Below are 25,550 nucleotides of genomic sequence, written 5' to 3'. Positions count from 1 at the left end.
GCTATATTGCGGAGCGATGCTCAAAATTTTATTGGCTAAGTTAAAGGAATCCTTTGCGTCAGTGTTGCCCATAACACTGATTGTCTTGATTGTTTCCTTTACGCCGCTGGTGTCGCTGAGCTTTAAGGAAATGGTTGTCTTTGCGGTTTGCGCCGTATTTCTGGTGGTGGGCATTGGCCTGTTCAACCTGGGCGCTGACCTGGCCATGACCCCTATGGGTGAACATATGGGTTCCGGTCTTGCCAAATCCCGCCGCGTTCTGTTGCTGGCTTCGGTCTGCTTTGTGATGGGCGTGCTTATTACCATTGCGGAACCGGATTTGTCGGTGCTTGCGGAGCAGGTGAAGAATGCTGTGAACCCTACCATGCTGATTGCTACGGTAGGTATCGGCGTGGGCCTGTTCCTCTTGATTTCCATTTTCAAGATTGTTTTTAAGAAGGACCTTTCAGCGATTATCATCTTCTTCTACATGGTTCTGTTCATGTTGGGAATGTTGATGGTTTCGCTGGGCAAGGAAGTTTTTGTGCCGCTGGCCTTTGATAGTGGCGGTGTGACTACAGGCCCCATTACGGTTCCCTTTATCATGGCCCTGGGTGTGGGTGTGGCTGGTGCCATTGGCGGTAAGCATGCCAGCGAAAACAGCTTCGGTCTGATTGCTCTTTGCTCTGTTGGCCCCATGCTTGCCTTGATGGGTCTTGTTCTGTTTGCTCAGGGTGACCTGACTTATACCCTTTCCGAAGAAGCTTATTCCATTGACGCAAGCCTTGGTGCGAATTTCTTGCCGGCGGTGGCAGGCGTTGCCAAGGAAGTGCTGGTTGCCCTTGGATTGATCGTGGCGTTCTTCGTGACCTTGCAGCTGACGGTGCTTAAGCTTTCTCGCGCCAAGCTGGCCCAGATCGGCTTCGGTATCGTATATACCTTTGTGGGACTTGTGATTTTCTTGACGGCTGTGGCGGTGGGCTTTATGCCTATTGGCTTTGAATTGGGGCAACAGCTGGCTCAACTGCCCCGTGCCCTGGTGATCTCTGGTTTTGTGATTGGAATGGTGGTTGTTCTTGCGGAACCTGCCGTTCACGTTCTCAATAAACAGGTAGAAGAAATTACTGGCGGCCTTGTCACCAAGCGCTCCATGTTGATCGCCCTTTCTGTAGGTGTGGGTATTTCTATCGGACTTTCCATGATCCGTCTGATTTATGGTTTCCCGGTAATCTATTACCTTATTCCCGGTTACTTCCTTTCTTTGGGACTTTCCTTCTTTGTGCCTAAGCTTTATACGGCCATCGCCTTTGACTCCGGTGGTGTGGCTAGCGGCCCCTTGACTTCCAGTTTTATTTTGCCTTTGGCCATTGGTGCCTGCTCTGCCATTCATGGCGAAGGTGGCATTTTGAGCTATGCTTTTGGTGTGGTGGCCATGGTGGCCATGACTCCGCTGATTACGATTCAGATTCTGGGTTTTAAGGCGGTGGCCTCTAGATTTGTAAGAAACCGAATGATGATGCGTCGAATCCAGGATGCGGATGACGAACAGATTATTGACTTTATGTAGGGAGAGGTATGGCTGATTTAAAGAAGTACATTCGTCGCGCCCCTGCAAAGTCGGGTCATTCCAGGGTCTCAATGAATAAGCTGAAGGTGCTGATTACGGTGGTGAGCCGCAGCAAGGCTGATTTCTATATGGACCACATCCAGAGTTTTGGCGTGAATATGCAGATGGTGGTTTATGGCCAGGGTACGGCTCCCAAGGAAATTGCCACTGCCATGGGCCTTACGGATTCTGACCGTGCCGTAATCTTTAGCATTATCGGTGACGAAAACTTGACCGCGGCCCTGGACAGTCTTGAAGAAAAGTTTAACACCATCGTGGGCGGTAAGGGCATTGCCTATACCATTCCCATGGCAAGCATTATCGGCAAGTCCATTTTTAACTTTTTAAGCGACAACCGCGATGCGGTCCGGAGAAATGAACAATGAGTGGATTCAATCACGAAGTCATTTTTTGTATTGTGAATGCAGGTTTCTCTGAAGCCGTGATGGATGCTGCCAAGGAAGCTGGCGCTCGCGGCGGTACCATCCTGAATGCACGCGGAACCGCAAACAAGGAAGCGGAATCCCTTTTCCACATCGCTATCCAGCCCGAAAAGGAAATCGTCATGATCCTTGTGGATGCAAAGATCAAGGATGACGTTCTCCATGCCCTTTACCAGAAGGCTGGCCTTGATACCATGGGCCAGGGAATCGCGTTCTCGCTGCCGGTGGATAACGTGGTGGGCCTTACTCCGTGGAAGGAACGCCTTACCCAGAAGATGGCTTCTATCGTAAAGAAATAATTGTCAATAATAAAATGCCCTTCATAACGCCATCGTAAGATTGATGTCGTAAATTGTAATAAATGTTTTTTGAAAAATATTTGTTTGCAACTCGTTTTTAATCAGAAGATGACATCTGTCGATTGTTTCAATAATAAAGAAAACAAGTAAGCAAACTTTTACTTTGTTTGTTGTCAAATCGGGTTAGATTATTGCTATTGGATACAGGAGGATTGATGCGGCTTTTTAATATTGCGGTTTTATTGTTGATTGAGGCAACGGCTTGCTTGGCGTATCCTCTTTTAAATAAGAATATTACCCAAGGGGATGTTCGTGTTCCTGTTATTCTCGTACAGTTTGAGGATGTCAAGTTCGCAATTGAAAATCCTAGGAACTTCTATACGGATTTTCTGAACAAGGAAGGGTTCAAGGAAGGTGACAATTTCGGCAGTGTCAGGGATTACTACGTCTATAATTCCATGGGGGAGTATCGCCCCTCTTTTGATGTGTATGGACCCATAACCCTTCCGAATGCCAAGGAATTTTATGACAACCCCTCGAACACTACGGGAGATGAAGCTGAATTAGCTTTTTCCCAGGCTGTTGATACGTTGCTTTCTCAGGGTGTGAATCTTTCTGTGTATGACAACGATGGTGATGGCTATATTGATTTTTCTGCTTTTATTTATGCAGGGGAGAGAACGTATGTTGAGCGTTCCTTGTGGCCTGCGATGCATAAGGTTTCGCTCAAGATCAGTGACAAATTGTTTGTTCGTCGTTTTGCCAGTGTTGATGAACAGAAAAGTATTTTAATTTTCGTTCACGAGTTCGGCCATATGCTTGGCTTACCGGACATTCGTGTTGGTTACGGCTCAACTGTTGTTGGATCCTGGTCGATAATGGACCAACCAAAAGATCCTTCGCCGCTGTATTTTTCCTTCGACAGAATGCTAATGGGTTGGCTTGTTCCCTCGGAACTGGGAAATGAAGAATTTGTACGCTTGGACAAGTTGGACGACAACGTAGCGATTTCCATTACCAATCCCGAAAATGATAATGAGATGTATATGTTGGAATTCCGAACCAATAAAAAATGGGACATGGGACAAGCTAATTCCGGCATGTTGATATGGTATGTGGACTATAGCGACTCAGCTTGGGAAATGCAGGTAAATGCTTTTAGGTGCCATGCTCGTGAGTATCTTGTGAGGGCCAAGTCAGGAATGAGGATGGTTTTAGCTGGTGGAGAGGTTTGCTCCTATGATGCTGGCCCTGCCCTTCCCTCCGACGTGTTCCCTGGAACCGGGAATGTCACTTCATTTGACGGTTTTGTTTTTCGCAACGGCCTTAACATGAATATTACGCTATCCGAAATCACGGAGTCCGAAGACAAGAACTATGTGACGTTCAAGGTTTCTAGGTCCACGCCGTATATGGAGGAAATAAAAATTTCGAGCTCAAGTTCTAGTGCGGTTTTTGTTCCTCACTTATCGTCTTCGTCGCGGAGTGTTCCCTATTCATTTAGCTATGCTGAAATTAATGACTCTTTGAAACCTTTTGGAACGGGAAAGCCGTCTATTACGCAGATGTTTCGTACTAGGGCAATGCTGCGGAATGGATCCCTGCACATTCGTTCGTCTGTGCCAGGAGAAAAGAACGTGAGACTGTTCTCGCTGAATGGGCAGGTTTTGTACGAAATGAAAATGAACGGTTTTGATATAATTGTCCAAGTGCCTAGTCATGTTCGTAATCAAAAGTTTATCTTGATTATTGAACAAGATGGAATAAACCTGACGAGGGCTGTACTATAGTGGCATAATTTGTATAAATTTACGCCATGAATATTCTGATTTATTTCCTGTTTGCCTTGTCGGGCTTTGCTGGCCTGATTTACGAAGGTTCCTGGGCGCGCTACCTCAAATTGTTCCTGGGACATTCCAGTTACGGTCAGGTGCTGACCCTCTGCATTTACATGGGCGGCCTTGCCATCGGTAGCTTTGTTGCCGGAAAACTGGTGACGAAGACTAAGCGCCCGCTCTTGGGCTACGGCTTGGTGGAATTGGGTATCGGTATTGGCGGCGTGGCTTACCACCCCATGTACAACTGGCTGACGGGAATTTTCTATGACTCCGAGTTTACGGCGTCTTTGAGTTCTCGCGGTGCAGAAATTGCCAAGGTGATTCTGGCGACAGGTTCTACGCTCCCCATTGCCATTGCGGTGGGTATGACGTTCCCCTTCATTGCTGCGGGCCTTATGCGCAAGAGCGGTGCGGAAGTTTCGCTGCCCATGCTCTACTTTACCAACAGCCTGGGCTCTGCCATCGGTATCTTGGCTACCAGCTACTTGCTGATTCCTGAAATTGGTAATCATGCTACGTTGATTGTGGCCGCTTCCATCAACTTCTTGCTGGCTGCAGTTTTCGGTTTTATCGGATTGGCGACTTCTCCTGTGCATGCGACTGACGACGAAGGCGAAGAAGAAGACCCCAACGAAGATTTTGTGGCGAAGCACAACTTGCCCATGCCGCCTAAGAATGCCTGGCTGTGGATTGCGGCGGTAACGGGCCTGACCAGTTTTGTGTACGAGATTGTGTGGACTCGACTGCTTTCCCTTTTGATGGGGAGCTCTAGCCATAGTTTTGACCAGATGCTTTCTGCATTTATCTTGGGCCTTGCCATCGGCAGTGCTGTCAGCGGTAAGCTCCTGAAGAAGGATTCTCTGGTGGTGCTTTCCCTGGCCCAGATTTTTATGGCTTTCTTTGCGCTCTGTACGCTGTATTTCCATCAGCCGTTCTGGGCCATGATGAACGAGGCCAACCAGATTTTTAATCCGACTACGGATGGTTACGTTTGCTGGAGTCTGTTCAAGTACGCCTTGTCTTTGCTGTGGATGGTGCCTACCAGCTTCTTTGCCGGTATGACTTTGCCGCTGATTACCTTGATCTTGACTCGTGCCTTCAAGAGCGAAGCTCCCATTGGCAAGGTGTACGGCTGGAATACTCTGGGTTCCATTATCGGTTCTGCTGGCGGTGGACTTTTGCTTTTGCCGTTGTTGCAGCTGAAGGGTGCCCTTGTGGTGGCTGCCTTGCTGGACTTTGCCATTGGTTTTATTCTGTTGGCCGTTTACCGCAAACGTTGGCGTCGCAATGTCATGTTCTATGTGGCTGCCGCCGCCATGGTTTTGCCGACCCTCTTTGTGAACTTCGATCCTCATCTGGTAACGTCCGGCGTATTCCGTTCTTTCAAGAACTTGCATCCCGATGAAAAGATTCGTGTCATTGATGGAAAGACGGCGACCATCAGCTTCCATGAATCCAAGGTTCACTATTATGTGAAGACTAACGGTAAGGCTGATGCCAGCTTGAACAAGGACCGCACTCAGCCTATTTCCAGTGATGAACTGACTCAGGCGGCAACCGCCTTTATGCCCATGGCCGTAAAGACTGAACCTTACGATGCCGCCATGGTGGGTTTCGGTAGCGGTATGGGTGCCCATTATTTGCTGGCCGACCCCTTGCTGAAGGATTTTGACTGCGTTGAAATCGAAGAAGCCATGATGGATTTGGCCAAGGGTTTTTACCCCTGGAATAACCGCGGATATGACGATCCTCGTATTCACATTTTTATTGACGATGCGACGACCTTCTTCCATACGAATCATCGCCAGTATGACATGATCATTAGCGTTCCCTCTAATCCTTGGGTCAGCGGCGTGGCCGGTCTCTTTGCCCACGAGTTCTACGCCAAGATGCGCCGCTATATGAAGCCGGGCGGACTTTGGGTGCAGTGGATTCAGACTTATGAATTTAACGATCTGATGTTCCTGAATATTCTGAAGGCTCTGGACCAGACGTTCCCTTATGTCAGTTTGTACAAGTCGACGGATGAACCGGATATTATCATGATCGCCAGCGACCAGCCGGTTTACCAGAAGGGTATCGGCCGCTTTAGCACCGACTCGGTACTGGTGAAGGAATTTGAGCGCATTCATCGCGATCCGGAATTCTTTGGCGAAAGGAACTTCCTGTTTACCAACAAGATGGTTTCGTCTCTGCTTGATGGTGTTGAACCCAACAGCGTCTTTGTGCCTATGGTGGATAATCGCGCCGAGGAAGCCCGCTTTGTTCACTCCGAGGCTCACATCGTGCAGGTGTTCGATTCCTGTGAAGTCTGCTGGCCGGAATATCTCGATCCGGAAGATTTTGCCAAGCGTCGCCCTGCCCGCGTGAAGGCCATGGCCGCAGAAGAAAAGGATGCCTTCAAGGAAATGGCCTTGATTGCTTATGTGGAACAGCTGATGAAGGACGCCACTCCCGTCGTGGCTGATTCTACCGCCCAAGAGGTGGCTCAGGTGGTGGCGTCGGCAGATACGGTTCTGGAAGCCTCTGTGGGGTACACCAAGTTCCGCGAGGAATATGCCGACTACCTGCGAGGCGTTCCCCTGGAGGTTCGCGATTCCAACAGCGTTTATGTGAAGGTTCGTGAGGCGGTTGCCGCTGGCGCCTTCCCCCAGAGTTTTGTGGATGAATTCAACATCACGGAAGCGGCTCGAGCCAAGGATTACGCCAAGGCAGCCCTCTTGATGGCTGACTTCTATGACCATTACGAGATGCAGGACATGGATGAATTTTTCCTGCGCAATTGCGTAATCATGGCTCTGCAGGCTGGAGAGGCGGACCTTGCCGACGTAATCTACAAGAATGCGATTCAGATGAACGACCGGTTCTTTGCGGTAGAAAAGCGCTTGATGGAACGCGAAATCCAGAAGCTCCGGAAGACCTTGGCAGCCAAGCGCTAGGCTTGGCGGCTTTGCCTTTCTTTTTATAGGTATGCATAAGAAAAGACCTGTTCGTTGGAACAGGCCTTTTTAATATCTGCAAATCTTTTTTTAGAACATGAAACTTACACCGACGCTGGTGTAGAATGTGTTCAATGTTGATTCGGAGAATGCTTCTTCAGCCACCAGGGTTTCGTTCAACAGACTGGTAAAGCACCAGACAAATCGCAGGTCGAGACTGACCCAGCGAGTCAGCATGTAGCCCAGGTCGAAAACACCGCCCACTTCCATGCCGGAGGTGGCCACCGTATTTTCGCGAGTTTCGCCACTGGTAGAAAATTCAGAGGAACCGGTGAGCTTCAGGCCGAGATTCACACCGGCACCGATGAAGAAGCCCCAGTCTTCGACGGTATAGCGGACAACCATGGGGATTTCAAACATCATAATGTCGATGCTTGCCTCGTTGGTGTAAATCTCCATGTCCTTTTCGTAGGTGTAATAGCGGTAGTTGAAAGTCAGTTCTGGAACCAGGCTCAAGTGCTTGATGCCCAGGTTCATCTTGACCAGAAGACCGCCACCGATCTGGAAGCCGGTTCCCCAACCATCGGAGTTGTGACCCAGGAAGGTGTTGGCGCCGACCTGACCGCGGACGCCAAGGAGCACGGCGCGAGCGAAACCTTCGTTACGCTGACGTTCAATGTCGGATTTCTTGGTGGATTGTGCCTTATACTTGGCATAGGCGCTGGCGTATTCTTCGTCATTGGCGAATTCGCTGTCGGCGGAGCCGTCATAGGTGGCTTCTTCTTCGACGGGTGCCTTGTTGGCGTCGTCGGCAGAGACCCATTCATCGTCGCTGGGAGTTTCGCTGTCCTGGGCCCATACGGGCATGGAGAGCGCCATAGTCAGTGCTGCTAAAAGGCTAAACTTCTTGAAATTCATGATGTAAAAATAAAAAACTAGCTTGGAATACCAGCTAGCTAAAATATTTTATTCGTGTAAAAATAGTGTTGAAAAAAAAGTTTACTTAAGAAACGGGAAGTTTAGTCTCTAAAGTAGGAGAGTTACACCCAAAGTTACGTGGCTTGTAAAGAGCTTGGTTTTCATCAGGGTGGATTCGGCGATAACGTCCTGGTCCAGCAGGTTTGTGTAGTTCTGGACATAGCGCAGGTCGACCTGCAGATTTTTATTGATAACGTAACCGATGTTCAGGAGGCTGCCCAGTTCCACGCCGACGGTGGGCATAGTGTTGCTGCGCTTATCCTTGTAATGTTTATCCTTGGTGTCGACGGTCTGCTTGAATTCGGTTTCGCCTGACATCTTGAGACTGATGTTTGCGCCCAGGCCCAGGAAGAATCCGTCTTCATCGAAGGCGTACTGGATAAAGGCGGGAATCTGGAACAGCATTTCAGAAATGCTTGCTTCGTTGTGGCTGTAGTCGTTGTCGCCTTCGTAGCTGTAGGTGCGGTAGCTGAAATCCAGGCCGGCGGCGACAGAGAAATCGTTTCCGATGGGGAGCTTGGCGATGGCGCCTGCTTCTAGGTCGAAGCCTACGTTCCAGCCGTCGGTATGGTTTCCGAGGATGTTCATGTTTGCGCCGGCACCGGCTCTGAAGCCGAACTGGATGGACTTGGAGAAGCCTTCTTTGCGGGCGCGGTATTCGCTGGCGTTTTCCTGCACGTAGTTGGCGCGGGTGTCTTCGTCATCGAAGAATTCTGTTACCTTCGTGGAATCCGCTGCCTTGGTGGAGTCCTGTGCTACGGAATCCTGGGCGGTTGAATCCGTGCCGTATACGACGGTCTTTACTCCGTTTTCATCTACAGTCTCTACACCGTTTGCGTTGTCGCTCTGCGTATCATCCGTAGAATTGGAAACTTCGTTAAATTCCATTCCGCAACCGTCGCCGACGCAACCACTATTGTCCTCTTCGCCGGAACCTTCGAAAACTCCCTGGGCGAATGCGATGGAACAGAATCCGCCTAGGGCAATTGCCATGGCGATGGTCAAAATCGGCTTGTGAGAAAACTTAGGTGCGAACATACTAGAATTATAACATTTTGAAAACACTTTGTTTATGTATTTTCTAAATTTTTCGCCGTAAAATTTTAACTAGCCGTGAGGTATGAGGTCGCCTGCCTTGGCGGGCTTTGAGGTTTGAGTTGAATAGTGGCGCTTCGCGCATCATAAAGGTGCAGCGAAACTGCGATTATAAGGCTCGTTACTCGTTGCTCATAACTCACCGCTGAACGAGGAAAAAATGGCAAAGTATAATCCGCAAGAAATTGAAACCAAGTGGCAGGCTTACTGGGCTGAACATCAGACCTTTAAGACTGGCACCGATCAGTCTAAGCCCAAGTTCTACTGCTTGGACATGTTCCCGTATCCCAGCGGCGCAGGCCTCCATGTTGGCCACCCGGAAGGTTACACCGCAACGGATATCATTTGCCGCTACAAGCGTTCCAAGGGTTTCAACGTCTTGCACCCCATGGGTTGGGATGCCTTCGGCCTCCCCGCTGAACAGTATGCAATCCAGACCGGTACACACCCGGCAATCACCACCAAGAAGAACTGCGACAATTTCCGCCGTCAGATCCAGCGCCTCGGCCTTTCTTACGACTGGGAAAAGGAAGTGAACACCACCGACCCGAAGTACTACAAGTGGACCCAGTGGATTTTCAAGCGTCTTTACGGCACCTGGTTCGATGAGGTCCAGCAGAAGGGCCGCCCCATTGAAGAACTGCCCATCCCCGCCGATGTTCAGGCTCAGGGTGCAGCAGAAGTTCGCAAGTTCAAGGATTCTAAGCGCCTTGCTTATTATGCCGACGCTCAGGTCTGGTGGTGCAAGCACTGCAAGATTGTTTGCGCTAACGAAGAAGTTTTGAACGACGGTTCTCACGAAAAGTGCGGCACCAAGGAAGTGGAACGCCGTAACCTGAAGCAGTGGCTCATGCGTATCCCCCATTATGGCGACCGCTTGCTGAAGGGCCTCGATAAGCTTGATTGGCCCCAGGGCGTGAAGGACATGCAGAAGAACTGGATCGGCAAGAGCCAGGGCGCAGAAGTAGATTTCGCAATCGCTGATGCCAACGGCAAGCCCACCGAAAACAAGCTCCGCGTCTATACCACCCGTTGTGATACCCTGTTCGGTGCAACTTACATGGTGGTGGCTCCGGAACACGCTCTCGTCCCGACCCTCACTACCCCGGAACAGAAGGAAGCTGTGGAAGCCTACGTTCACGCCGCCGCTCTCAAGAGCGACCTGGACCGTACCGAACTTGCCAAGGAAAAGACCGGCGTGTTTTCTGGCTCCTATGCTATCAACCCGCTGACCGGCACCAAGATTCCGGTTTGGGTGGCTGACTACGTTTTGACTGGCTACGGCACCGGCGCCATCATGGCAGTGCCCGCCCACGATACCCGCGACTTTGAATTCGCAAAGAAGTTCAACCTGCCTGTTATCTGCATCATGGAACCGGACGCTTCTTGCCCGGAAGACGTGAAGCCTCAGGTTCTCGCTGGCGAAGCATGCTGGGCTGCCGACGGCACCTACATCAACAGCCAGAACGATACCCTCTGCCTCAACGGCCTCAACAAGGAAGCTGGCAAGGCTAAGGTAATCGAATGGCTGGAAGCCAACAAGATCGGTAAGGCTACCGTGAACTACAAGCTCCGTGACTGGCTCTTCAGCCGTCAGCGTTACTGGGGCGAACCGTTCCCCATCATCCACTGGGAAGATGGCGAAATCTCTACCGTCGATGACGACCAGCTGCCGGTTCAGTTGCCGGAACTCCAGGACTACAAGCCGGGTGATGGCGGTCAGTCTCCGCTTGCGAACGCTACCGAATGGCTCCAGGTCACGGACAAGAACGGCCGCAAGGGCATCCGCGAAACGAATACCATGCCGCAGTGGGCTGGTTCTTGCTGGTACTACCTGCGCTACATCGACGCCTGCAACGGCGACGCCTTCCTCGCGAAGGAACTTGAAAAGTACTGGATGCCTGTTGACCTTTATGTGGGCGGTGCAGAACATGCAGTGCTTCACTTGCTGTACAGCCGTTTCTGGCACAAGGTCCTCTTCGACCTGGGCCTCGTCTCTACCGACGAACCCTTCCAGAAGCTCTTTAACCAGGGTATGATTCTTGCCTTCGCTTACGAAGACGCAGCCGGCTCCAAGGTTCCCACCGACGAAGTGGAAGAAAAGAACGGCAAGTTCTTCAAGAAGGGTACCGACATCGAACTGAAGCAGATCGTTGCCAAGATGAGTAAGTCCCTGAAGAACGTTGTGAACCCGGACGACGTGGTTCGCGACTACGGTGCAGACAGCCTTCGTTTGTACGAAATGTTCATGGGTCCTCTGGATGCCGTGAAGCCTTGGCAGACCAAGGGCATCGAAGGTATGAACCGCTTCCTGGGCCGCGCATGGCGTTCTGTGGTAGGCGACGACGATGCTGCTCCCGTCTTCGTTGACGAAGCCGCTCCCGAAGAAATCCAGAAGATTATGCACCAGTCCATCATCAAGGTTACAAGCGACATTGAAAACATGAGCTTCAATACCGCTATCAGCCAGCTGATGATCTTCAACAACGAAATGATGAAGATGGACAAGCGCTACCGCGAACCTTGCGAAACCTTCGTAAAGCTCCTGCAGCCCTTTGCTCCCCACATCGCCGAAGAAATGTGGAGCATTCTCGGTCACGAAGGATCCCTCACCAACGTGGCATGGCCTGAAGCCGACGCTTCCAAGGCTGTGGAAAACACCGTCGAAGTCGTGTTCCAGGTGAACGGCAAGCTCCGTGCCAAGGCAAGCGTCGCCAAGGACATGGACAAGGCCGCTTTGGAAGCCCTCGCCATGGAAAATGACCGCGTGAAGGAATTCACTAATGGCAAGACTGTGGTTAAGGTTATCGCAGTTCCTGGTAAGCTGGTGAATATCGTGGTGAAGTGAAAGGTCCCTGAGCCTGTCGAAGGGCCCTTGCATCGACAAACGTCATCCTGAGGCGCGTCGCGCCGAAGGATCCAGACCCGCAAAAAATTAGACCGTAGCCTAACCGCTGCGGTCTTTTTTTATAAAAGGGGAAGACTCCCCCTGGTTCGCACTTTGTTGCTCTCCACCCCCTCTACGTGGGCTCAGACGCCGCCCCCGTAACGCCCCGGCTTACTTCCTACTTTAAAATAGAGGGTGTTTCACGCCTAGACGGGCGAATGGGCGCTTGCTTTTCTTTGAAATAGATTGTATATTTGAAACAACAGGACCCCCCGCACCTCTCATTGATGTGTCCCAGGGGGGACATTTTTTTATGGAAACAAAAAGGGCAACAACTTATAGGGAACAAGTAGAAAAAATCAAACAACGTGGCTGTTGTATTGAGAATGTTGATGATGCTGTTCGCTGCCTTGAGTCCATAAATTATTACAGATTGTCTGCATATTTCCTGCCATTTAGAAAAGCCGATGGTACCTATAATGCCGGAACAAGTTTCTCAAGAATTGTGCAGATATATGAATTTGATCGACTGTTGAGAAGATCGCTTTTTTCGGCTCTTGAAGAAATAGAAATTTCTATGAGGGCGAGACTTGCTTATTTTCATGCGCATAAATATAGCCCTGTTGGCTATTTGGATGCGTCGATTTATTCTCGCTCGCACAAACACCAAAAATTCCTAGAAACTTTCAATAGAGAAGTTGAACATAGCTCTAATGTTCCTTTTGTGAAGCATCACCAGGATTGCTATGATGGCGTGTTCCCTATTTGGGTGGCCGTGGAATTATTTTCGTTTGGCATGCTGTCCTATTTTTATGCGGACCTTGTTCTTGCGGATCAAAAACACTTTGCGAGTGAATGTTATAAGACCGTCCCGAAAAATCTAAAAAGTTGGCTGAGGTGCGCAACAGACTTGCGAAATATCTGTGCCCATTATGGAAGGCTTTACTATAGGATTTTCTCCGCAATTCCTGCAAACATTGAGGAAGTTGAAGAAAAGGATGAACGCTCTCTTTGGGCGGCGTTCCTTGCTGTGCGGAACTTGTATCCGAATCCTCAAAAGTGGAATGAAGAATTTCTCCCGTCAATTAAGGCGTTGTTTGAAAAGTATTCGTCAGCTATTCAATTGGAGCACATCTCTTTCCCAAAAGATTGGGCGGTGAAGGCGATTGCCAAGGAAGTGTAATCCTTGACGAAATCATCAGCTCGGCATATCGTCTGATGATTTACGAAACTTTTTCCCACAAAAAAGGGCGAGGAACGTCTTCGCCAAAGATGGACCTGGGTCTTGCGATTTTTCAGCGATTCAAACTGTGTAGAGCATGTCCCTATCAAGACGTATGTTCGATATTTTGCGAATATAGGGGACATTTTTTGTTTTTGACATAAAAAGTCACCAGTTTTTAATAGATTTAGATTGAAGGTGCTGAGATGAATCTTAAAGAGTTGCTGAAATTTCTTTTTCCTGAATACCAGATTTTTACTGCGGCAAAGAACTTGCCTCAGGGTTTGAGGGCAACCCAAAAAGTACAATCTACATCGTCTGTAGAAAAAACGGTATTGAAAAGCGAATCGAAATCGGAATCTGTGAAATCAGAACCGAAAGGGCATGAACCGGAAAAAGGGTTCGCTACGATTTTTACAAGACAGGATTCCAAGGCTTCAGCACATGCTGTAAAGGACAATGCAAAATCTTTTAATTTTAATCCTGTTCCCAAGGAACTTGCAAAAATTTGGATTGGGTCTGAAAAGGATATTCAATCCTTGGTTACTGCATTTAAGCGTCCTTTTGTAAGTGGGTACGAAGAAGAAAAGCCGAAAAACTCCATTCTTCTTTTGGGACACCTTAGTAGGGGAAAGGCTTATGCAATCCAGTGCATCAGTAAAATTCTCTGCCAACAAAAAATTTTGACATCATCGTCTGCGGAGATTATTGATCTTGGCCGTTATGCGAGCGATTCTTCTGGAACTTTGTTCTTGAGCGATATATATGCTTGCCTGAAGTCTAAGGCTGATGTCATTATATTTGAGCAACCGGAAAAAGCAGGGGCTGGTGAATTGGATATTCTTCAGCAGTTGTTGGAAAATGGCGTTTGTAAACTGAATAAGCGTTATGTGTCTAATAACGGAATGCTGATGGATGCGACGGGAGTTCTTCACTCCAATCCGATTTCTGAAATTTCTGCCAATGGCAAATTTTTTGTTTTTATTAGTACACTTCCCAAGGCGAAAATACTTTCTGTTCTTGGGAATAAGATTACGAAATTGTTCGGTGATGTTATTGAACTGGAACCGATCTCGCAAAAGCAACTTCAGGATATTGCATTTACGGAATGCAGGGCTTTGATTGACAAATGTTCTCGGATGCTTCATATTGAAGCGTCTTTTGATGATGATGTTGTCAATGCACTTGTGAAGATATTTTCAAAAGATGCAGGTATCAAGGGCTTAAAGAAGTTCGTAGAAGAGTTCCTTTACAAGGGCCTCACTGAAATGCTTTTGCAAAATGCAATTGCGACGAATACGAAGATTCATCTTACCAGTGTAGAAAATGAATTCTTTGTATCTCTAGCCTCTGGCAAAAAATTGAATTTTGCTGATTATTCCAAAGATATAAATGCTTCGGAATTGGCTGATGTCAAGAAGGAACTTGACAACATTATTGGTCTGAAAAAGGTGAAGGATTACATTCGTGATTTGGAGACGAATGTCAAAATTCAGCAAATCAGAACGGCCAATGGTCTTCCGAAAGCGGATATCTCCATGCACATGATTTTTGCTGGAAATCCGGGAACGGGAAAGACTACTGTTGCGAGGATTGTCGCGAAATACCTGAAGGCTATAGGAGTGCTTTCCTCGGGGCATTTACGCGAAGTGACAAGAGCTGATCTTGTTGGACAATATCTTGGGCAAACCGCACAGAAAACAAATGAAGTCATCAATAGTGCTCTCGGTGGAGTCCTGTTTATTGACGAAGCCTATTCGCTTTGTCGAGATGCCGGAGATCCGTTTGGGCTTGAAGCCATAGACGCTATTGTAAAGGGGATGGAAGATAATAGGGAGAATCTTGTCGTCATTTTGGCTGGCTATGAATTGGAAATGAAGGATTTTCTTAAGACAAATTCCGGATTGAAATCCAGGTTCCCTAATATTGTTCATTTTGAAGATTACAGCTCCAAAGAAATGCTTGACATTGCAAAAGTTACTGTTAAGTCCAAGGGGTACAAAATGGATGCGGATTGCGAAAAACCGCTTCTTAGGATATTTGAGGCTTCGCAGGTCAAGGGCAAAAATGATGGCGGAAACGGAAGACTTGTCCGTAATGTTGTGGAGGCCGCGATTTTACAACAGTCGAAGCGTGTCGTGAAAAATCCTGTGAATTTGGATCTTTTAATTCCTGAAGATTTTGGATGCTTTGGACCTAAGGATTTTGATCTTGAAAGCGAATTGTCAAAAGTTATTGGACTTGATTCCGTCAAACAGTACATCCGGAGCTTACAAGCTCGCTTAAAGCTTAAGGAGGCTCGCAAACAAGCTGGATTGAAAACCTCTGACACGCAAACGATGCACATGATTTTTGCAGGCAATCCAGGCACCGGTAAAACGATGATGGCCAGGACCGTTGCGAATGTCCTTTACAATATGAATGTAATCACCACGAATAAGTTGGTGGAAACGGATCGCTCGGGACTAGTGGCCGGCTATGTTGGGCAGACAGCCATAAAGACAAGAGAGGTCATTGAGTCTGCACTCAACGGAGTCCTATTTATTGACGAGGCATATGCACTTGCCCAAGGTGGCCCTAATGACTTTGGCCGCGAGGCGATAGATACCCTTGTTAAGATGATGGATGATAATCGCGATAGATTGGTGGTGATTCTTGCAGGTTACAGTAGGGATATGGAAAATTTCCTGAATCAAAATGCTGGCTTGCATTCTCGATTTGCAAACATCATTGAATTCCCAGATTATTCTACGGATGAACTTATGCAAATTGCGGGCAAGTTCTACGGTGACCAGGGATATATTTTGGATGACGGTGCTAGCGAATGCTTGCGGAAAAATTTTGAATCAGCAAAGATGAACCCTCAATTTGGCAATGGTCGATATGTAAGAAACATCTTTGAAAAATCCCTGAATAATCAAGCTCTTCGACTGAGTGATTCCAATGATTTTTCCAAGACTGCGCTTACAACCATTACGGCCTGTGATTTGGAGGGGGTGTAGTGTGAATCAAGGAAACAGGTTCGGTGCTTACGCTTGGTCCATGAATGTACTTGCTGCGTGGATCATATTACTTTTTGTAACGATTGTTGAAGCTATAATATGTGTATCCATTTTGGATGGAACCTTGACTGTTGTATCGGGGAATTTGGCGATTACACTTGTCACTTTATTTTTCTTCATTCCTCCTTTTGTAATTACAGAGGAAATCTTTCAAGAAATTTATATAAGGAATCCTCTAATTCGCCCCCTGTATGCGACTACTTTAGCTTATTTAACAATCGTTGCGTTGATTCAGATATCGTATGCGATTTTTAATTCAAATTTGATTGCTTTGGGATTTTTGCTTCTTGGACGTTTTGTAATGTGCCTTTTCTTTCAAAAATATCCGATGGATTCTTTGAATGTTTGATTCGGTAAGAACATTTTTTGCAGGAATGTGGTTTTGCTTAGTGCTGATTCCCACTATGGTATTGGGAGCACTTTTTTATTTAGGAATCTTAATGTTTATTCTATCTATGCTTACTACGGGCTATAGTTTGCCTAGTTTTGGACTGACATATTTTAAAATAGTGTCTATTCCTTTTTTGCTGACAAATATATTTTTTAGACGTTGCTATACCATGATTGACAAACTTTATCCGTTCAGTATTTTTGCTCTGTGTAATTTTTTTATTGTTGCGTTGGCTGAAAAAATTCTTGCTTATGGATTTGATGTCATTGAACCAACAAGGCATCTGTTGACAATTATTGCTGTAATAGTTCAAGTATTGGTGTGTAGAATTATTATGGGATTTTATTTTAGAAAACATCCGTTTAATTAGGATATAGAATTTTTATGGAACAGAAAAAACGTAAAATGAAAATTGAAGGGGTTGCTCACGCTGAGCTGAATGGTGGAGAAACTTCTTCCTCTAGATTGGGGATTGAAAAAGATACTCCTGACATTCAATCCTTTTCTCCGGCACAAAATGAATCTTTACGAAAGGATATGAAAACGGAAACATCGAAGGATGATGTCGATGTCAAACAGAAGGAAAAAATTGATAAGTTTTCCGATGCTGTGGATGGAAACAAGGATTGTCTTCATGAAAATTCTTCGCCTGAAACGGTCGTTCGTCGTAAAAAGAGATTGGTACTTTGGTCAGCAGTTTTGGCAGGACTTTTGGCAATTTCTTTTGCAGTGCGAGGTGTTAGTCCCATGGACACCCCTATTAGCACGAGTGTTGGTGCTCAGGAAATCTTGAAACAGCAGTGGTCGGACAAATTGGAACTTGGGGCTAGGTTAGTAAAGAACGATGATCAAATAACCGTTCGGCAAGCGGATATGGTAATAACGCATGACAAGACTGAAAAGTCGACTAAGGTTCATATTTGGGACTATGCCGCTGAGGATGGAGATTATGTTCAACTTAAAGTAGATGGAGTTGCTATTACAGAACCGTTTATGATACATCACAAACAAGTTTCTTTTGATGTTCCCGCAGAATCCAAAGTGGAAGTCGTTGGAATTCGTGATGGCGGTGGTGGAATTACATATGCAATTCGTTATGATGTTAATGGTACTGTTTATCTCAATGGCATGGGTATCGGTGGCTCTAATACATATACATTGACTCGAAGCCAAGTGACGGAATAGTTTTTGAAGGAAACAACCCATAACGGATTCGTTATGGGCTGTTTTTTTGTATTAAACGCTATATCCGGGACCGTGTGTATTCAAATCCACTAGCGGTTTATTTACTTTCTTCCTTTTCTTTATTACGAGTTCTGTTTTATTCAAACACCATCTTTTGTTCTAAAGGCCGTTGCGATAAATTCTTGCTCGCTTCGCGAAATGCCTATGTCTGTTGCGACCTTTTGCCACTTTGAAACAACGTCGTTTGTTTTTTTGATAATCCTGTTTGCATCGCTTGGCGCGATGCCGAAATAGGGCGCAACTTCTCTTGCCAAATTGTAATCTAGATTTGCTTCGCTTTCGTTAATGTTCAACGAAAGTTCTGTTCCATATTCGTCGGGTGTCAAGTCATAAGCTGGTGACAGTGTCCAGCCTTTGGGCGTTAAGAGGAAACCGTGGTTTCTCAGGTGGTCGTCACAATTGGAAATGGCAATGTTGAAAATAATTCGTTTGAAAAGCTGCTCTAAGTTGCCTTGCACATTTACGCAATGTTCAGAAATCCACTCTACCAATTCAAGGTAGCTGGCTCCGGTTCCTCCATTAGCTCCATCGTTATAATCCAAATGCGTCATTGCCGATGTAAAATGCTTGCGGACGTTATTTTCTGTTCGGTCAAATCTTTTTGTTAAAAAAGTGTGATATTTGGAACCGAGTTTAATGCATTTAAAGTCGCTGATTTCTACACCGCATTTTTTTGCAAGAGTCATGCAGACAGTTTCCCAAGCTCCGACATCTTTTCGATCTTTTTTACTTGGGAACTTGGCTATCCATAGATGACCATGTTCATCGACAACATTTGCTTTTGGTCGCGCTCCTCCGAGAGAACTTCCTGGACGTAATAGCATTTTTAACCAACGGTCATCAATGGAATTTTCATCCTGTTCCAATTTTAGGCTGGCGGCCTCTAATTTTCGAAGGGATTCCCAAGGTGGTGTCGCTAGTTCTTTGTCGTTGTCGATGAAATCACCGTCAAGACTCTGTTTGAATCGCAGGGCTCCCATGCGGCTCTCATCAAAAACTCCCAGTAGATAATCTAATTCAGTCCTGGGAATTACGGGGCGTCCTTCCTTTCTAGCCAAAATAGTTTCCCTGCGGTCAATGAGTTGTCGCCCCCAACGGTCGGGAGTGGAATCTAAGAAAACGCCAAAGTTATCTTTGTCAGTAGGTGCGTATTGTTTTCCCCGAAATAGGCTTAGGTTAGGATCAAAAATTTGAAAAATGGGATTGTTTAGCCAGAACTTGTCAAATTCAAAGGAGAAAATGCTTTTGTCTCGTTGCAAGGTTTCTTGCAGAATGCCCATGAGAACAGGCTCGAGGACCTGCTCGTTATGGAAGAATACGTATACGGACCGATTATTCATTTTGCGAGACCTTATTTCTTGCTGGCGCGTTCTCTTACGTTTAGTTTTGCGTCTTGGAGTTTTCTGCCGAGTTCGTCATCTTTTGCTACAAGGAGTATATCACTTGCAAGTCCCAACGCAATCAGTACCCTAAAATAATGGCCCATGGAGACGCCTTCATCACCGCTTTCGATTTTTATCAAGGTGCCACGAGAAATGTCTGCCCGTTCGGCGATTTGTTCTGCCGAGAGGTCGCGGCGAAGTCTGGCTAGTTTTATCTGCTTGCCAAGGTTATTTAAAATTCTTTTCTGCGATGGTAATAATGCTCTTTTCATAATGTTTTATATAATGTACAAAAATTGTTTGAAATGTTCAATATATTGAACATTATGAATGAACTTTATGGACTTGTCTATGAACTTGACCATTTAGATGAAAATGTTCCTGTACTGGTAAGAATGCGTCAAAAGCGTCCTTTTATACCCATTTTTGTTCGTCACTTTTCCATTCTAGTAAAAAGTCTCTATTGTCGAAGTAGGCTTGCATTGGCGATTCAAGAAATTTCTGCAAGGATTCAATGACATTTTGAAATGGAATCTCGGACAATTTTGCTTTTTTCAGAAAAGCTTTCCACTTGGTTCCCATAGATTGATCGTTGTGAAATTGAAGGACTTTCTGAAAACGATTCATATCGTAATTACGTTGTCGATTTTCGAATGTCCTTGCAATGGCGGTTTTCAATGTTACACCGTCAAAATCAAAATTTTGAAGAATGAAGTGAATGTCAAAATAGTCCTTCATTCGACTGGAAAGTTCCATTCGATCAAGGATAGCATCAATTTTTTCTGCGATGATTGTTTCCACGGGGTAAACTCTTACTTGAGGGCTTGAAAACCCTTCGACTTGAACAGGGAAGTTTGCTGTTTTCGGCTTTGGAATGATTGTGTCTCCAAATCCAAAATCAATGTTTATCCCTGTACGGGTGTTTTTGATTTTCACGATGAGAAATGCAGAAACCCCAGTGTATTTCTTTTCTTTGGCAATCTCTTTTAGATTTGCCAATTCGAAAGTTACAAAGTCATTTTCTGATTCCGTATTTATTATCTCGTGAATGATTTCGCGCATTCTTTCTGGAGAATTTGAGAGGTTCTCAACGAGAAAATCTGCGTCTCGGGTTGTTCTGCTTCCAAAATTTGAAAGCGCGTAAATGAGCAGGCCGCCTTTCAAAATAAATGTATCTTTGTATTTTGAAAGGTTGATTCTGCGGATGAATTCTTCCTGGCAAAATAGCTGAAGGCTTTGCATGCTGTTCCAGCCCATTTCCTTGGATTTATTTCGTATTTTGGCAAGTACCGATGCTGCGCGATCAGCCATTGAACAGAACCTCCATAATTTCTCTAACTTTCTTTTGTACTCGCATTTTCCGGGCGTAATCCAGAAGTTTCATTAGATTCTTCTGAGGGTCGCTTGCGTAAGCGTTCAAGGCTTTGTTGAATAGCTCGCTGTCTATTTTGTTGCGGTACTTGAAGCAGTCGCAGACGCATCGTTCTCGGTCGTAAATTTTTAGTTCGAACCCGTTGAAGTTTTCCGTGCTTAGCCCAAGGTCGAAAAGTTCTTCTTGCACATAACGCGTTTTTAGAAAAAGGCCGTCAATTTTAAGTCTGGAACGTGAAAATGACCTAGGCACGGAAATTGTCCAATCCGTGGGGGCGTGATCGCTATAGCCGTAATAGTAGAGTGCCGATTCCATGCAGATGACTACATCGGGCAAGAGTTCTGCAAGCAGTCGTTCTTCTGCTATTTCGTTCGTCGGAACGGCACTGTACACGCCTTTGCGAACTCTGTAAAGTTTTCCGCTAGTGCAGAATCTAGACAGCTCGTCATTGTGGATTCCGTTTTCGTTGAAGTCGGATGTTCTGACAATGCCGTCGTATGAGGCTACAATATCGTGTGCTACCATGATTTTGGACATGGTCTAAATATACAATATTTAATACACAAATGCAAATGTTTGTGTATTGTTTATTGTGTGTAAAAATCTACGGCATATTTATAAATGTGCCGTAGAAATTTGTATGTTTTTTGTTTAAATTGAAGAATTGTGGGTCTTTTTCTTGCTTTTTTTATGAGAAAAAGACCTTGCTTGGCAATAACCCGAAATTTTAAACCATCGGTAAAAATTTAAATTTTACCGATGCATGTGTTGACCGAAACTCTTTCCGATCTTGAAGCTGAAAAATCAGCTCTGCTAAAACGCTTGCAGGAGATTGATGAGCGGATAGCCTTGCTAAAACGCTCCGCTGCTGTTATTGATAAATTTTCTCCTGCCTCGGAAAAGGTGAAGTTGTATCAGTCGCTTTTTCAGGGGCGTCCAGATGTCTATGCAAGGCGTTTTGAAAGTGCCAAAACGGGAAAGTCGGGCTATCAGCCGGTCTGTAAGAATGAGTGGGTGCCGGGAGTTTGCAACAAGCCAAAGGTAAAATGCGGAGATTGTTCAAGTCGATGTTTTTTGCCGATGACGGCATCGGTAATCGAAAATCACTTGAGAGGTGAGGAACCTTGCTGGAATGGTTCGCGCCCTTTTGTTGTTGGAATATATCCTCTTTTAGAAGATGACACCTGTAAATTCCTTGCAGTGGATTTTGATGATGGCGATTGGCTGGATGACGCATCTGCGTTTATGTCGGCCTGTAAGGCTGAAAATATTTTTGCTTCGTTAGAACGTTCCCGCTCTGGTTGCGGTGGGCATGTATGGATTTTCTTTGACGAATGCATTCCTGCGAAACTTGCTCGAGAGCTAGGTTCTGCTCTGATGACGAAGGCCCTTGATTTGCGTCCGCAAATTGGAATGAATTCTTTTGATAGATTTTTCCCGAATCAGGATTTTATGCCAAAGGGTGGCTTAGGAAATCTGATTGCTTTGCCGTTACAAAAAAAGGCTCGTGAGAAAAATCATTCGTCGTTTATAAATCCTGATACCGGTGATGTTTATGAGGACCAATGGGCGTACCTTTCTTCAATACAGAAAATAGGCAAGAGTTTTGCTGAAGATTATGTTTTTAAGGCCAAGTCCCATCGTGAAATTTTGCCTGTTTCAGATGCTTCTGTTGACGATGAACCATGGAAAAGTAGTCCGAGTTATCCTGAAATAAAGGCTGTATTACCGCAAAAAATAAACATCACTATCAGCAATCAAATTTTTATTGAATCTGCGGGGTTGCCTGCCTTATTCCGAAATAGAATTTTGAGGTTGGCATCATTTCAGAACCCGGAATTTTATCAGGCGCAGGCCTTGAGATTGCCGGTGTGGGGAAAACCAAGGATTCTTTATTGTTATGATTTTTACCCGAAGCATATCGCGATTCCTGTTGGTTGCTTTGACAAGTTGATTAATTTGCTGCAGCATTATAATATCGAACCTGTTGTTAATGATGAACGAAATTGCGGGCTGCCGATGGATGTTTCTTTTGAGGGAAATCTTTATCCTGAACAGTTGCTTGCTGCAGAAGCTTTGTTGAAACATGAAAATGGAATTTTGTCCGCGACAACAGCCTTTGGTAAGACAGTTGTTGCCCTGTGGCTTATTGCGAAACGAAAAGTCAATACATTGATTCTTGTGCATCGTACACAACTTATGGATCAATGGGTGGAGCGAATTTGCGCATTTCTAAATGTTCCCAAAAAAGAAGTTGGACAATTTAGCGGAACTAAGAAGAAGCATTTCGGTAAAATTGATGTGGCTCTGATTTCTAGCGTTTATCGTGATGGAAAAACTGTAGAATGGCTTAATGAATATGGGCAAGTTATTGTAGATGAGTGCCATCATATTTCGGCGTTTTCTTTTGAGCAGGCGGTTCGCCAAAGCGATGCTCTTTATAAGGTGGGGCTGTCGGCGACCTTGTCTCGTAAGGATGGGCAACACCCGATTGTTTTAATGAATTTGGGACCAGTGCGTTATTCTGTTAGTGCGAAGAAACAGGCTACGGAACGAGATTTTTCTCATTCTGTAATTGTGCGAAATACAGATTTTCGTCTCCAGAATGATGCCGCTAAATTGCAAATACAGGAAGTCTTTAACGAACTTTGGCAAGACGAAAAACGAAATGAGCTGGTTGCTGGTGAAATTTTACAGGCTTATAAGGAGCGTCGTCAAATTCTTGTGCTGTCTGAAAGGACAGAGCACCTGGACTGGTTTTACGAACGTTTGCATGCAGATGTTGAACACCTTTTTCTTTTGAAAGGTGGTATGGGAAAGAAACAGCTAAAACGCATTATGGAAGAAATCAATGATGCGAAGATTGATTCGAATATCGTAATTCTTGCAACCGGCCGTTACATTGGCGAGGGCTTTGACCTCAAGGAACTGGATACTTTATTCTTGCCTTTTCCTATTTCGTGGAAGGGAACGCTGGCGCAGTATGTGGGAAGATTGCATCGCGAATCTGTTGGAAAAACAGAAGTTCGCGTATATGACTATGTTGACGGGAATGTTCCTGTTTTGGCAAGAATGCATCAAAAGCGTGTTAAGGGATACGAGGCTCTTGGATATCACCTGTCGTGATTACTTCAGCGAAATCCTGTCGCGGTTCTGCCTTGTTTCGAAGTTGTAGTTCTTTTCGAGAAATTCCCTAGGCTGGTTGAAAAGTTCCGTAGCCTTTTTCAACGTAATGCCAGAAAAGATGAACCTGCATGCATCCTTGATGGATATGTTGTTCTGCTCGCACATTTTGAAAAATTCGTCGGCATTGTTGCACTTGATGTTCCTTGCGCCGGGAGCAAACTGAAATGTGTCGGCTACATCGTCGGAACAATCTTTCAGTGCAGAATAGAGCAGGGGCTCAATATCTTCGACAAAGCCCTTGCATGCCTTTAGGAAAGCAAAAAGTTGTGCCACATTTTTTTGATTTTCCTTAACGCTTGTGACGTCTCCATTTTGGAAAAATAAGGCTAGTGTATTCAGTCCGGCAAGAACGTCTCCTTCGGGAACGAATTCTCGCCAGTCCATAAGTTGATCAATTGGATTTTTCATAGTTTCCTTTGACAAATTCTATCAGGGCTTTGAAATCGCCACGGTCTGCATCATGAAGCGATTCTATGTACTTGTTACGCAAATCGGTTATATCAGTTAAATTGCCGTTTCCCCAATGCAACCTGTTTTCTCCATGCTGTTGCATAAACATGTCTGCCATCAGTCGGGAGACTCGTCCATTGCCATTGGGAAACGGATGTATTAAAACAAGTCTGTGGTGTAATCGAACCGCGATTTCCAAATTCGAGAAAGTTTGATTTTCTACCCAGAAAGAAACGTCGTCGAACAGAGCCTTTAATTTTGTTGGGATATGATATGGAGCCACACCAATATTTCTTTCTGTAGAACGGTATTCTCCAGCCCATTTCCAAACTTGACCGAACATTTTCTTATGCAACTTTCGCAAAAACGAATCATTTAAAACATCAATCCTTTTTTGATTGGTCAACCAAGTTTCTGCTTCCAGAATATTTCTTGTTTCTAGCTCGTTCAGTTCTTTACGAGTAGTAATCCACCTGGGTTTGAGACCTTCGCGTTCTTCTGGCGACAGAGGTGTGGAGTTGTCATCAGTCGAAAAAATATCTGCCATCAATCGTCCCAAATTTGCTTGATATTTTTATTGATCATGTCATTTGTCAAATCTTCTAGAATGTGCGGGTCTTTAGCAAGCTGATCTTCGAGAGCCATGTTCGAGTTGACAATTGATAACGTTTTGGCAGCTTTCTGTTGGGCCTGGTTTTGAATCATTTTATCTAAGGGTTCTTTTGGAACAAAACCATAAACGAAATCGCAGCCCAATCCACTTGCGATTTTTTTCATTGTGGAAATTTTGAGATTGTCCTCGTTCTGCTCCATTTTTGCAATACGAGGTTGACTAACACCAAGCCTATTTGCGAGCTGCAACGCAGTCATCCCAAGAGCCTGGCGGATGGACGAAATCCAGCCCTGCTTTGGCGGAACATGATCCACGACATTAGCAAAGCCCTCTATTTTGGTTGTGAGCGAGCGAAGGAGCAATATTCTTTGATTCATTATATAACTTTTAAGTTTTATTTTTCTGTATAAAAATAACAAAAAGATTATACAAACGCAATAAGAACATAACACTAGTGTTATATGTTCATGAAATCTATTGATATTGTAAGGAATGCTGATAAAGTTCAAGAATCCATCTCCTTCCCTGCGGACATGCGAAAACGGCAGGGCATAAACCAAAGT

At 45.6% G+C, this 25,550-nt stretch carries 21 protein-coding genes; 12 read left to right on the top strand and 9 right to left on the bottom strand.

Annotated elements, in window-relative coordinates; all coding sequences use genetic code 11:
* Positions 1-16: 16 nt before the first annotated feature.
* The 5 genes from B7992_RS02150 (at position 17) to B7992_RS02130 (ending at position 7,104) form a co-directional block, all read left to right on the top strand.
* Positions 17-1,546, top strand: a complete 1,530-nt coding sequence (locus B7992_RS02150; protein WP_073161520.1) for a DUF1538 domain-containing protein — start codon at positions 17-19, stop codon at positions 1,544-1,546.
* 8 nt (positions 1,547-1,554) lie between these two features.
* Positions 1,555-1,971, top strand: a complete 417-nt coding sequence (locus B7992_RS02145; protein WP_073161521.1) for a hypothetical protein — start codon at positions 1,555-1,557, stop codon at positions 1,969-1,971.
* On the top strand, positions 1,968-2,327 hold the full coding sequence (locus tag B7992_RS02140) for a P-II family nitrogen regulator (RefSeq protein WP_073161522.1): 360 nt from the start codon (positions 1,968-1,970) through the stop codon (positions 2,325-2,327). Before B7992_RS02145 ends, B7992_RS02140 begins: the two co-directional genes overlap by 4 nt.
* Before the next feature lie 215 nt (positions 2,328-2,542).
* Complete coding sequence (locus tag B7992_RS02135) at positions 2,543-4,117, top strand: M6 family metalloprotease domain-containing protein (RefSeq protein WP_088665493.1); 1,575 nt, start codon at positions 2,543-2,545, stop codon at positions 4,115-4,117.
* 26 nt (positions 4,118-4,143) lie between these two features.
* Complete coding sequence (locus B7992_RS02130; protein ID WP_073283583.1) at positions 4,144-7,104, top strand: fused MFS/spermidine synthase; 2,961 nt, start codon at positions 4,144-4,146, stop codon at positions 7,102-7,104.
* Positions 7,105-7,194: 90 nt separating this feature from the next.
* Here B7992_RS02130 and B7992_RS02125 read toward each other — a convergent pair whose 3' ends face one another.
* Both B7992_RS02125 and B7992_RS02120 read right to left on the bottom strand, forming a co-directional pair.
* On the bottom strand, positions 7,195-8,022 hold the full coding sequence (locus B7992_RS02125; protein WP_073238593.1) for an outer membrane beta-barrel protein: 828 nt from the start codon (positions 8,020-8,022) through the stop codon (positions 7,195-7,197).
* Between the two features lie 108 nt (positions 8,023-8,130).
* The gene (locus tag B7992_RS02120; protein WP_088665492.1) at positions 8,131-9,120 is read right to left on the bottom strand and encodes a porin family protein; all 990 of its coding nucleotides are present in this window, start codon (positions 9,118-9,120) and stop codon (positions 8,131-8,133) included.
* 217 nt (positions 9,121-9,337) lie between these two features.
* On the opposite strand from B7992_RS02120, the gene leuS reads away from it, so the two are divergent.
* The 6 genes from leuS (at position 9,338) to B7992_RS02090 (ending at position 17,924) form a co-directional block, all read left to right on the top strand.
* Positions 9,338-12,025 carry a leucine--tRNA ligase gene (gene leuS / locus B7992_RS02115; RefSeq protein ID WP_088665491.1) on the top strand — a complete coding sequence of 896 codons (2,688 nt, stop codon included), beginning with the start codon at positions 9,338-9,340 and terminating at the stop codon, positions 12,023-12,025.
* A 352-nt stretch (positions 12,026-12,377) separates the two neighbouring features.
* Positions 12,378-13,247 (top strand): Abi family protein, encoded by an 870-nt coding sequence (locus tag B7992_RS02110; RefSeq protein ID WP_088665526.1) that lies wholly within the window; start codon positions 12,378-12,380, stop codon positions 13,245-13,247.
* A gap of 245 nt (positions 13,248-13,492) precedes the next feature.
* Positions 13,493-16,288, top strand: a complete 2,796-nt coding sequence (locus B7992_RS02105) for an AAA family ATPase (protein ID WP_073238603.1) — start codon at positions 13,493-13,495, stop codon at positions 16,286-16,288.
* A gap of 1 nt (position 16,289) precedes the next feature.
* Positions 16,290-16,697, top strand: a complete 408-nt coding sequence (locus B7992_RS02100; RefSeq protein ID WP_139259100.1) for a hypothetical protein — start codon at positions 16,290-16,292, stop codon at positions 16,695-16,697.
* Entirely contained in the window at positions 16,690-17,109 is a 420-nt protein-coding gene (locus B7992_RS02095) for a hypothetical protein (protein WP_073238609.1), read from the top strand. Before B7992_RS02100 ends, B7992_RS02095 begins: the two co-directional genes overlap by 8 nt.
* Positions 17,110-17,123: 14 nt before the next feature.
* Positions 17,124-17,924, top strand: a complete 801-nt coding sequence (locus B7992_RS02090) for a hypothetical protein (RefSeq protein WP_073238612.1) — start codon at positions 17,124-17,126, stop codon at positions 17,922-17,924.
* A 140-nt stretch (positions 17,925-18,064) separates the two neighbouring features.
* Here the strand turns inward: B7992_RS02090 and B7992_RS02085 are convergent, their stop codons facing one another.
* From B7992_RS02085 to B7992_RS02070, 4 genes are all read right to left on the bottom strand, one after another.
* A complete protein-coding gene (locus B7992_RS02085) occupies positions 18,065-19,264 on the bottom strand; it encodes a type II toxin-antitoxin system HipA family toxin (RefSeq protein ID WP_217897570.1) in 1,200 nt (399 codons plus the stop codon).
* 71 nt (positions 19,265-19,335) lie between these two features.
* Positions 19,336-19,638 (bottom strand): helix-turn-helix domain-containing protein, encoded by a 303-nt coding sequence (locus tag B7992_RS02080; RefSeq protein WP_073157900.1) that lies wholly within the window; start codon positions 19,636-19,638, stop codon positions 19,336-19,338.
* A gap of 142 nt (positions 19,639-19,780) precedes the next feature.
* Complete coding sequence (locus tag B7992_RS02075) at positions 19,781-20,677, bottom strand: nucleotidyl transferase AbiEii/AbiGii toxin family protein (protein WP_088665489.1); 897 nt, start codon at positions 20,675-20,677, stop codon at positions 19,781-19,783.
* Positions 20,670-21,275, bottom strand: a complete 606-nt coding sequence (locus B7992_RS02070; protein WP_073283568.1) for a type IV toxin-antitoxin system AbiEi family antitoxin domain-containing protein — start codon at positions 21,273-21,275, stop codon at positions 20,670-20,672. The genes B7992_RS02075 and B7992_RS02070 overlap by 8 nt, the downstream gene beginning before the upstream one ends.
* A 231-nt stretch (positions 21,276-21,506) precedes the next feature.
* Here B7992_RS02070 and B7992_RS02065 point away from each other — a divergent pair, with 231 nt between their 5' ends.
* Entirely contained in the window at positions 21,507-23,864 is a 2,358-nt protein-coding gene (locus tag B7992_RS02065; RefSeq protein WP_217897569.1) for a DEAD/DEAH box helicase family protein, read from the top strand.
* Here the strand turns inward: B7992_RS02065 and B7992_RS02060 are convergent, their stop codons facing one another.
* The 3 genes from B7992_RS02060 to B7992_RS02050 are packed head-to-tail and all read right to left on the bottom strand — an operon-like array spanning position 23,865 to position 25,364.
* On the bottom strand, positions 23,865-24,332 hold the full coding sequence (locus B7992_RS02060) for a hypothetical protein (protein ID WP_139259099.1): 468 nt from the start codon (positions 24,330-24,332) through the stop codon (positions 23,865-23,867).
* The gene (locus tag B7992_RS02055) at positions 24,316-24,921 is read right to left on the bottom strand and encodes a mobile mystery protein B (RefSeq protein WP_073283559.1); all 606 of its coding nucleotides are present in this window, start codon (positions 24,919-24,921) and stop codon (positions 24,316-24,318) included. The genes B7992_RS02060 and B7992_RS02055 overlap by 17 nt, the downstream gene beginning before the upstream one ends.
* Positions 24,921-25,364 carry a mobile mystery protein A gene (locus B7992_RS02050; RefSeq protein WP_073157883.1) on the bottom strand — a complete coding sequence of 148 codons (444 nt, stop codon included), beginning with the start codon at positions 25,362-25,364 and terminating at the stop codon, positions 24,921-24,923. Before B7992_RS02050 ends, B7992_RS02055 begins: the two co-directional genes overlap by 1 nt.
* Positions 25,365-25,550 lie beyond the last annotated feature (186 nt).

Origin of the sequence: Fibrobacter sp. UWH1 (assembly GCF_002210365.1) — a bacterium.
Lineage (GTDB): Bacteria > Fibrobacterota > Fibrobacteria > Fibrobacterales > Fibrobacteraceae > Fibrobacter.
Note: the sequence above shows the minus strand (reverse complement) of the source record. Positions and strands in the feature narration are given on the sequence as shown.

Coding starts and splice junctions, on each gene's coding strand:
- B7992_RS02070 (WP_073283568.1), bottom strand. CDS start 21,275: ATGTCCAAAATCATGGTAGCACACGATATTGTAGCCTCATACGACGGC.
- B7992_RS02150 (WP_073161520.1), top strand. CDS start 17: ATGCTCAAAATTTTATTGGCTAAGTTAAAGGAATCCTTTGCGTCAGTG.
- B7992_RS02060 (WP_139259099.1), bottom strand. CDS start 24,332: ATGAAAAATCCAATTGATCAACTTATGGACTGGCGAGAATTCGTTCCC.
- B7992_RS02130 (WP_073283583.1), top strand. CDS start 4,144: ATGAATATTCTGATTTATTTCCTGTTTGCCTTGTCGGGCTTTGCTGGC.
- B7992_RS02120 (WP_088665492.1), bottom strand. CDS start 9,120: ATGTTCGCACCTAAGTTTTCTCACAAGCCGATTTTGACCATCGCCATG.
- B7992_RS02105 (WP_073238603.1), top strand. CDS start 13,493: ATGAATCTTAAAGAGTTGCTGAAATTTCTTTTTCCTGAATACCAGATT.
- B7992_RS02110 (WP_088665526.1), top strand. CDS start 12,378: ATGGAAACAAAAAGGGCAACAACTTATAGGGAACAAGTAGAAAAAATC.
- B7992_RS02085 (WP_217897570.1), bottom strand. CDS start 19,264: ATGGGCATTCTGCAAGAAACCTTGCAACGAGACAAAAGCATTTTCTCC.
- leuS (WP_088665491.1), top strand. CDS start 9,338: ATGGCAAAGTATAATCCGCAAGAAATTGAAACCAAGTGGCAGGCTTAC.
- B7992_RS02125 (WP_073238593.1), bottom strand. CDS start 8,022: ATGAATTTCAAGAAGTTTAGCCTTTTAGCAGCACTGACTATGGCGCTC.
- B7992_RS02095 (WP_073238609.1), top strand. CDS start 16,690: ATGTTTGATTCGGTAAGAACATTTTTTGCAGGAATGTGGTTTTGCTTA.
- B7992_RS02075 (WP_088665489.1), bottom strand. CDS start 20,677: ATGGCTGATCGCGCAGCATCGGTACTTGCCAAAATACGAAATAAATCC.
- B7992_RS02055 (WP_073283559.1), bottom strand. CDS start 24,921: ATGGCAGATATTTTTTCGACTGATGACAACTCCACACCTCTGTCGCCA.
- B7992_RS02080 (WP_073157900.1), bottom strand. CDS start 19,638: ATGAAAAGAGCATTATTACCATCGCAGAAAAGAATTTTAAATAACCTT.
- B7992_RS02090 (WP_073238612.1), top strand. CDS start 17,124: ATGGAACAGAAAAAACGTAAAATGAAAATTGAAGGGGTTGCTCACGCT.
- B7992_RS02135 (WP_088665493.1), top strand. CDS start 2,543: ATGCGGCTTTTTAATATTGCGGTTTTATTGTTGATTGAGGCAACGGCT.
- B7992_RS02145 (WP_073161521.1), top strand. CDS start 1,555: ATGGCTGATTTAAAGAAGTACATTCGTCGCGCCCCTGCAAAGTCGGGT.
- B7992_RS02140 (WP_073161522.1), top strand. CDS start 1,968: ATGAGTGGATTCAATCACGAAGTCATTTTTTGTATTGTGAATGCAGGT.
- B7992_RS02050 (WP_073157883.1), bottom strand. CDS start 25,364: ATGAATCAAAGAATATTGCTCCTTCGCTCGCTCACAACCAAAATAGAG.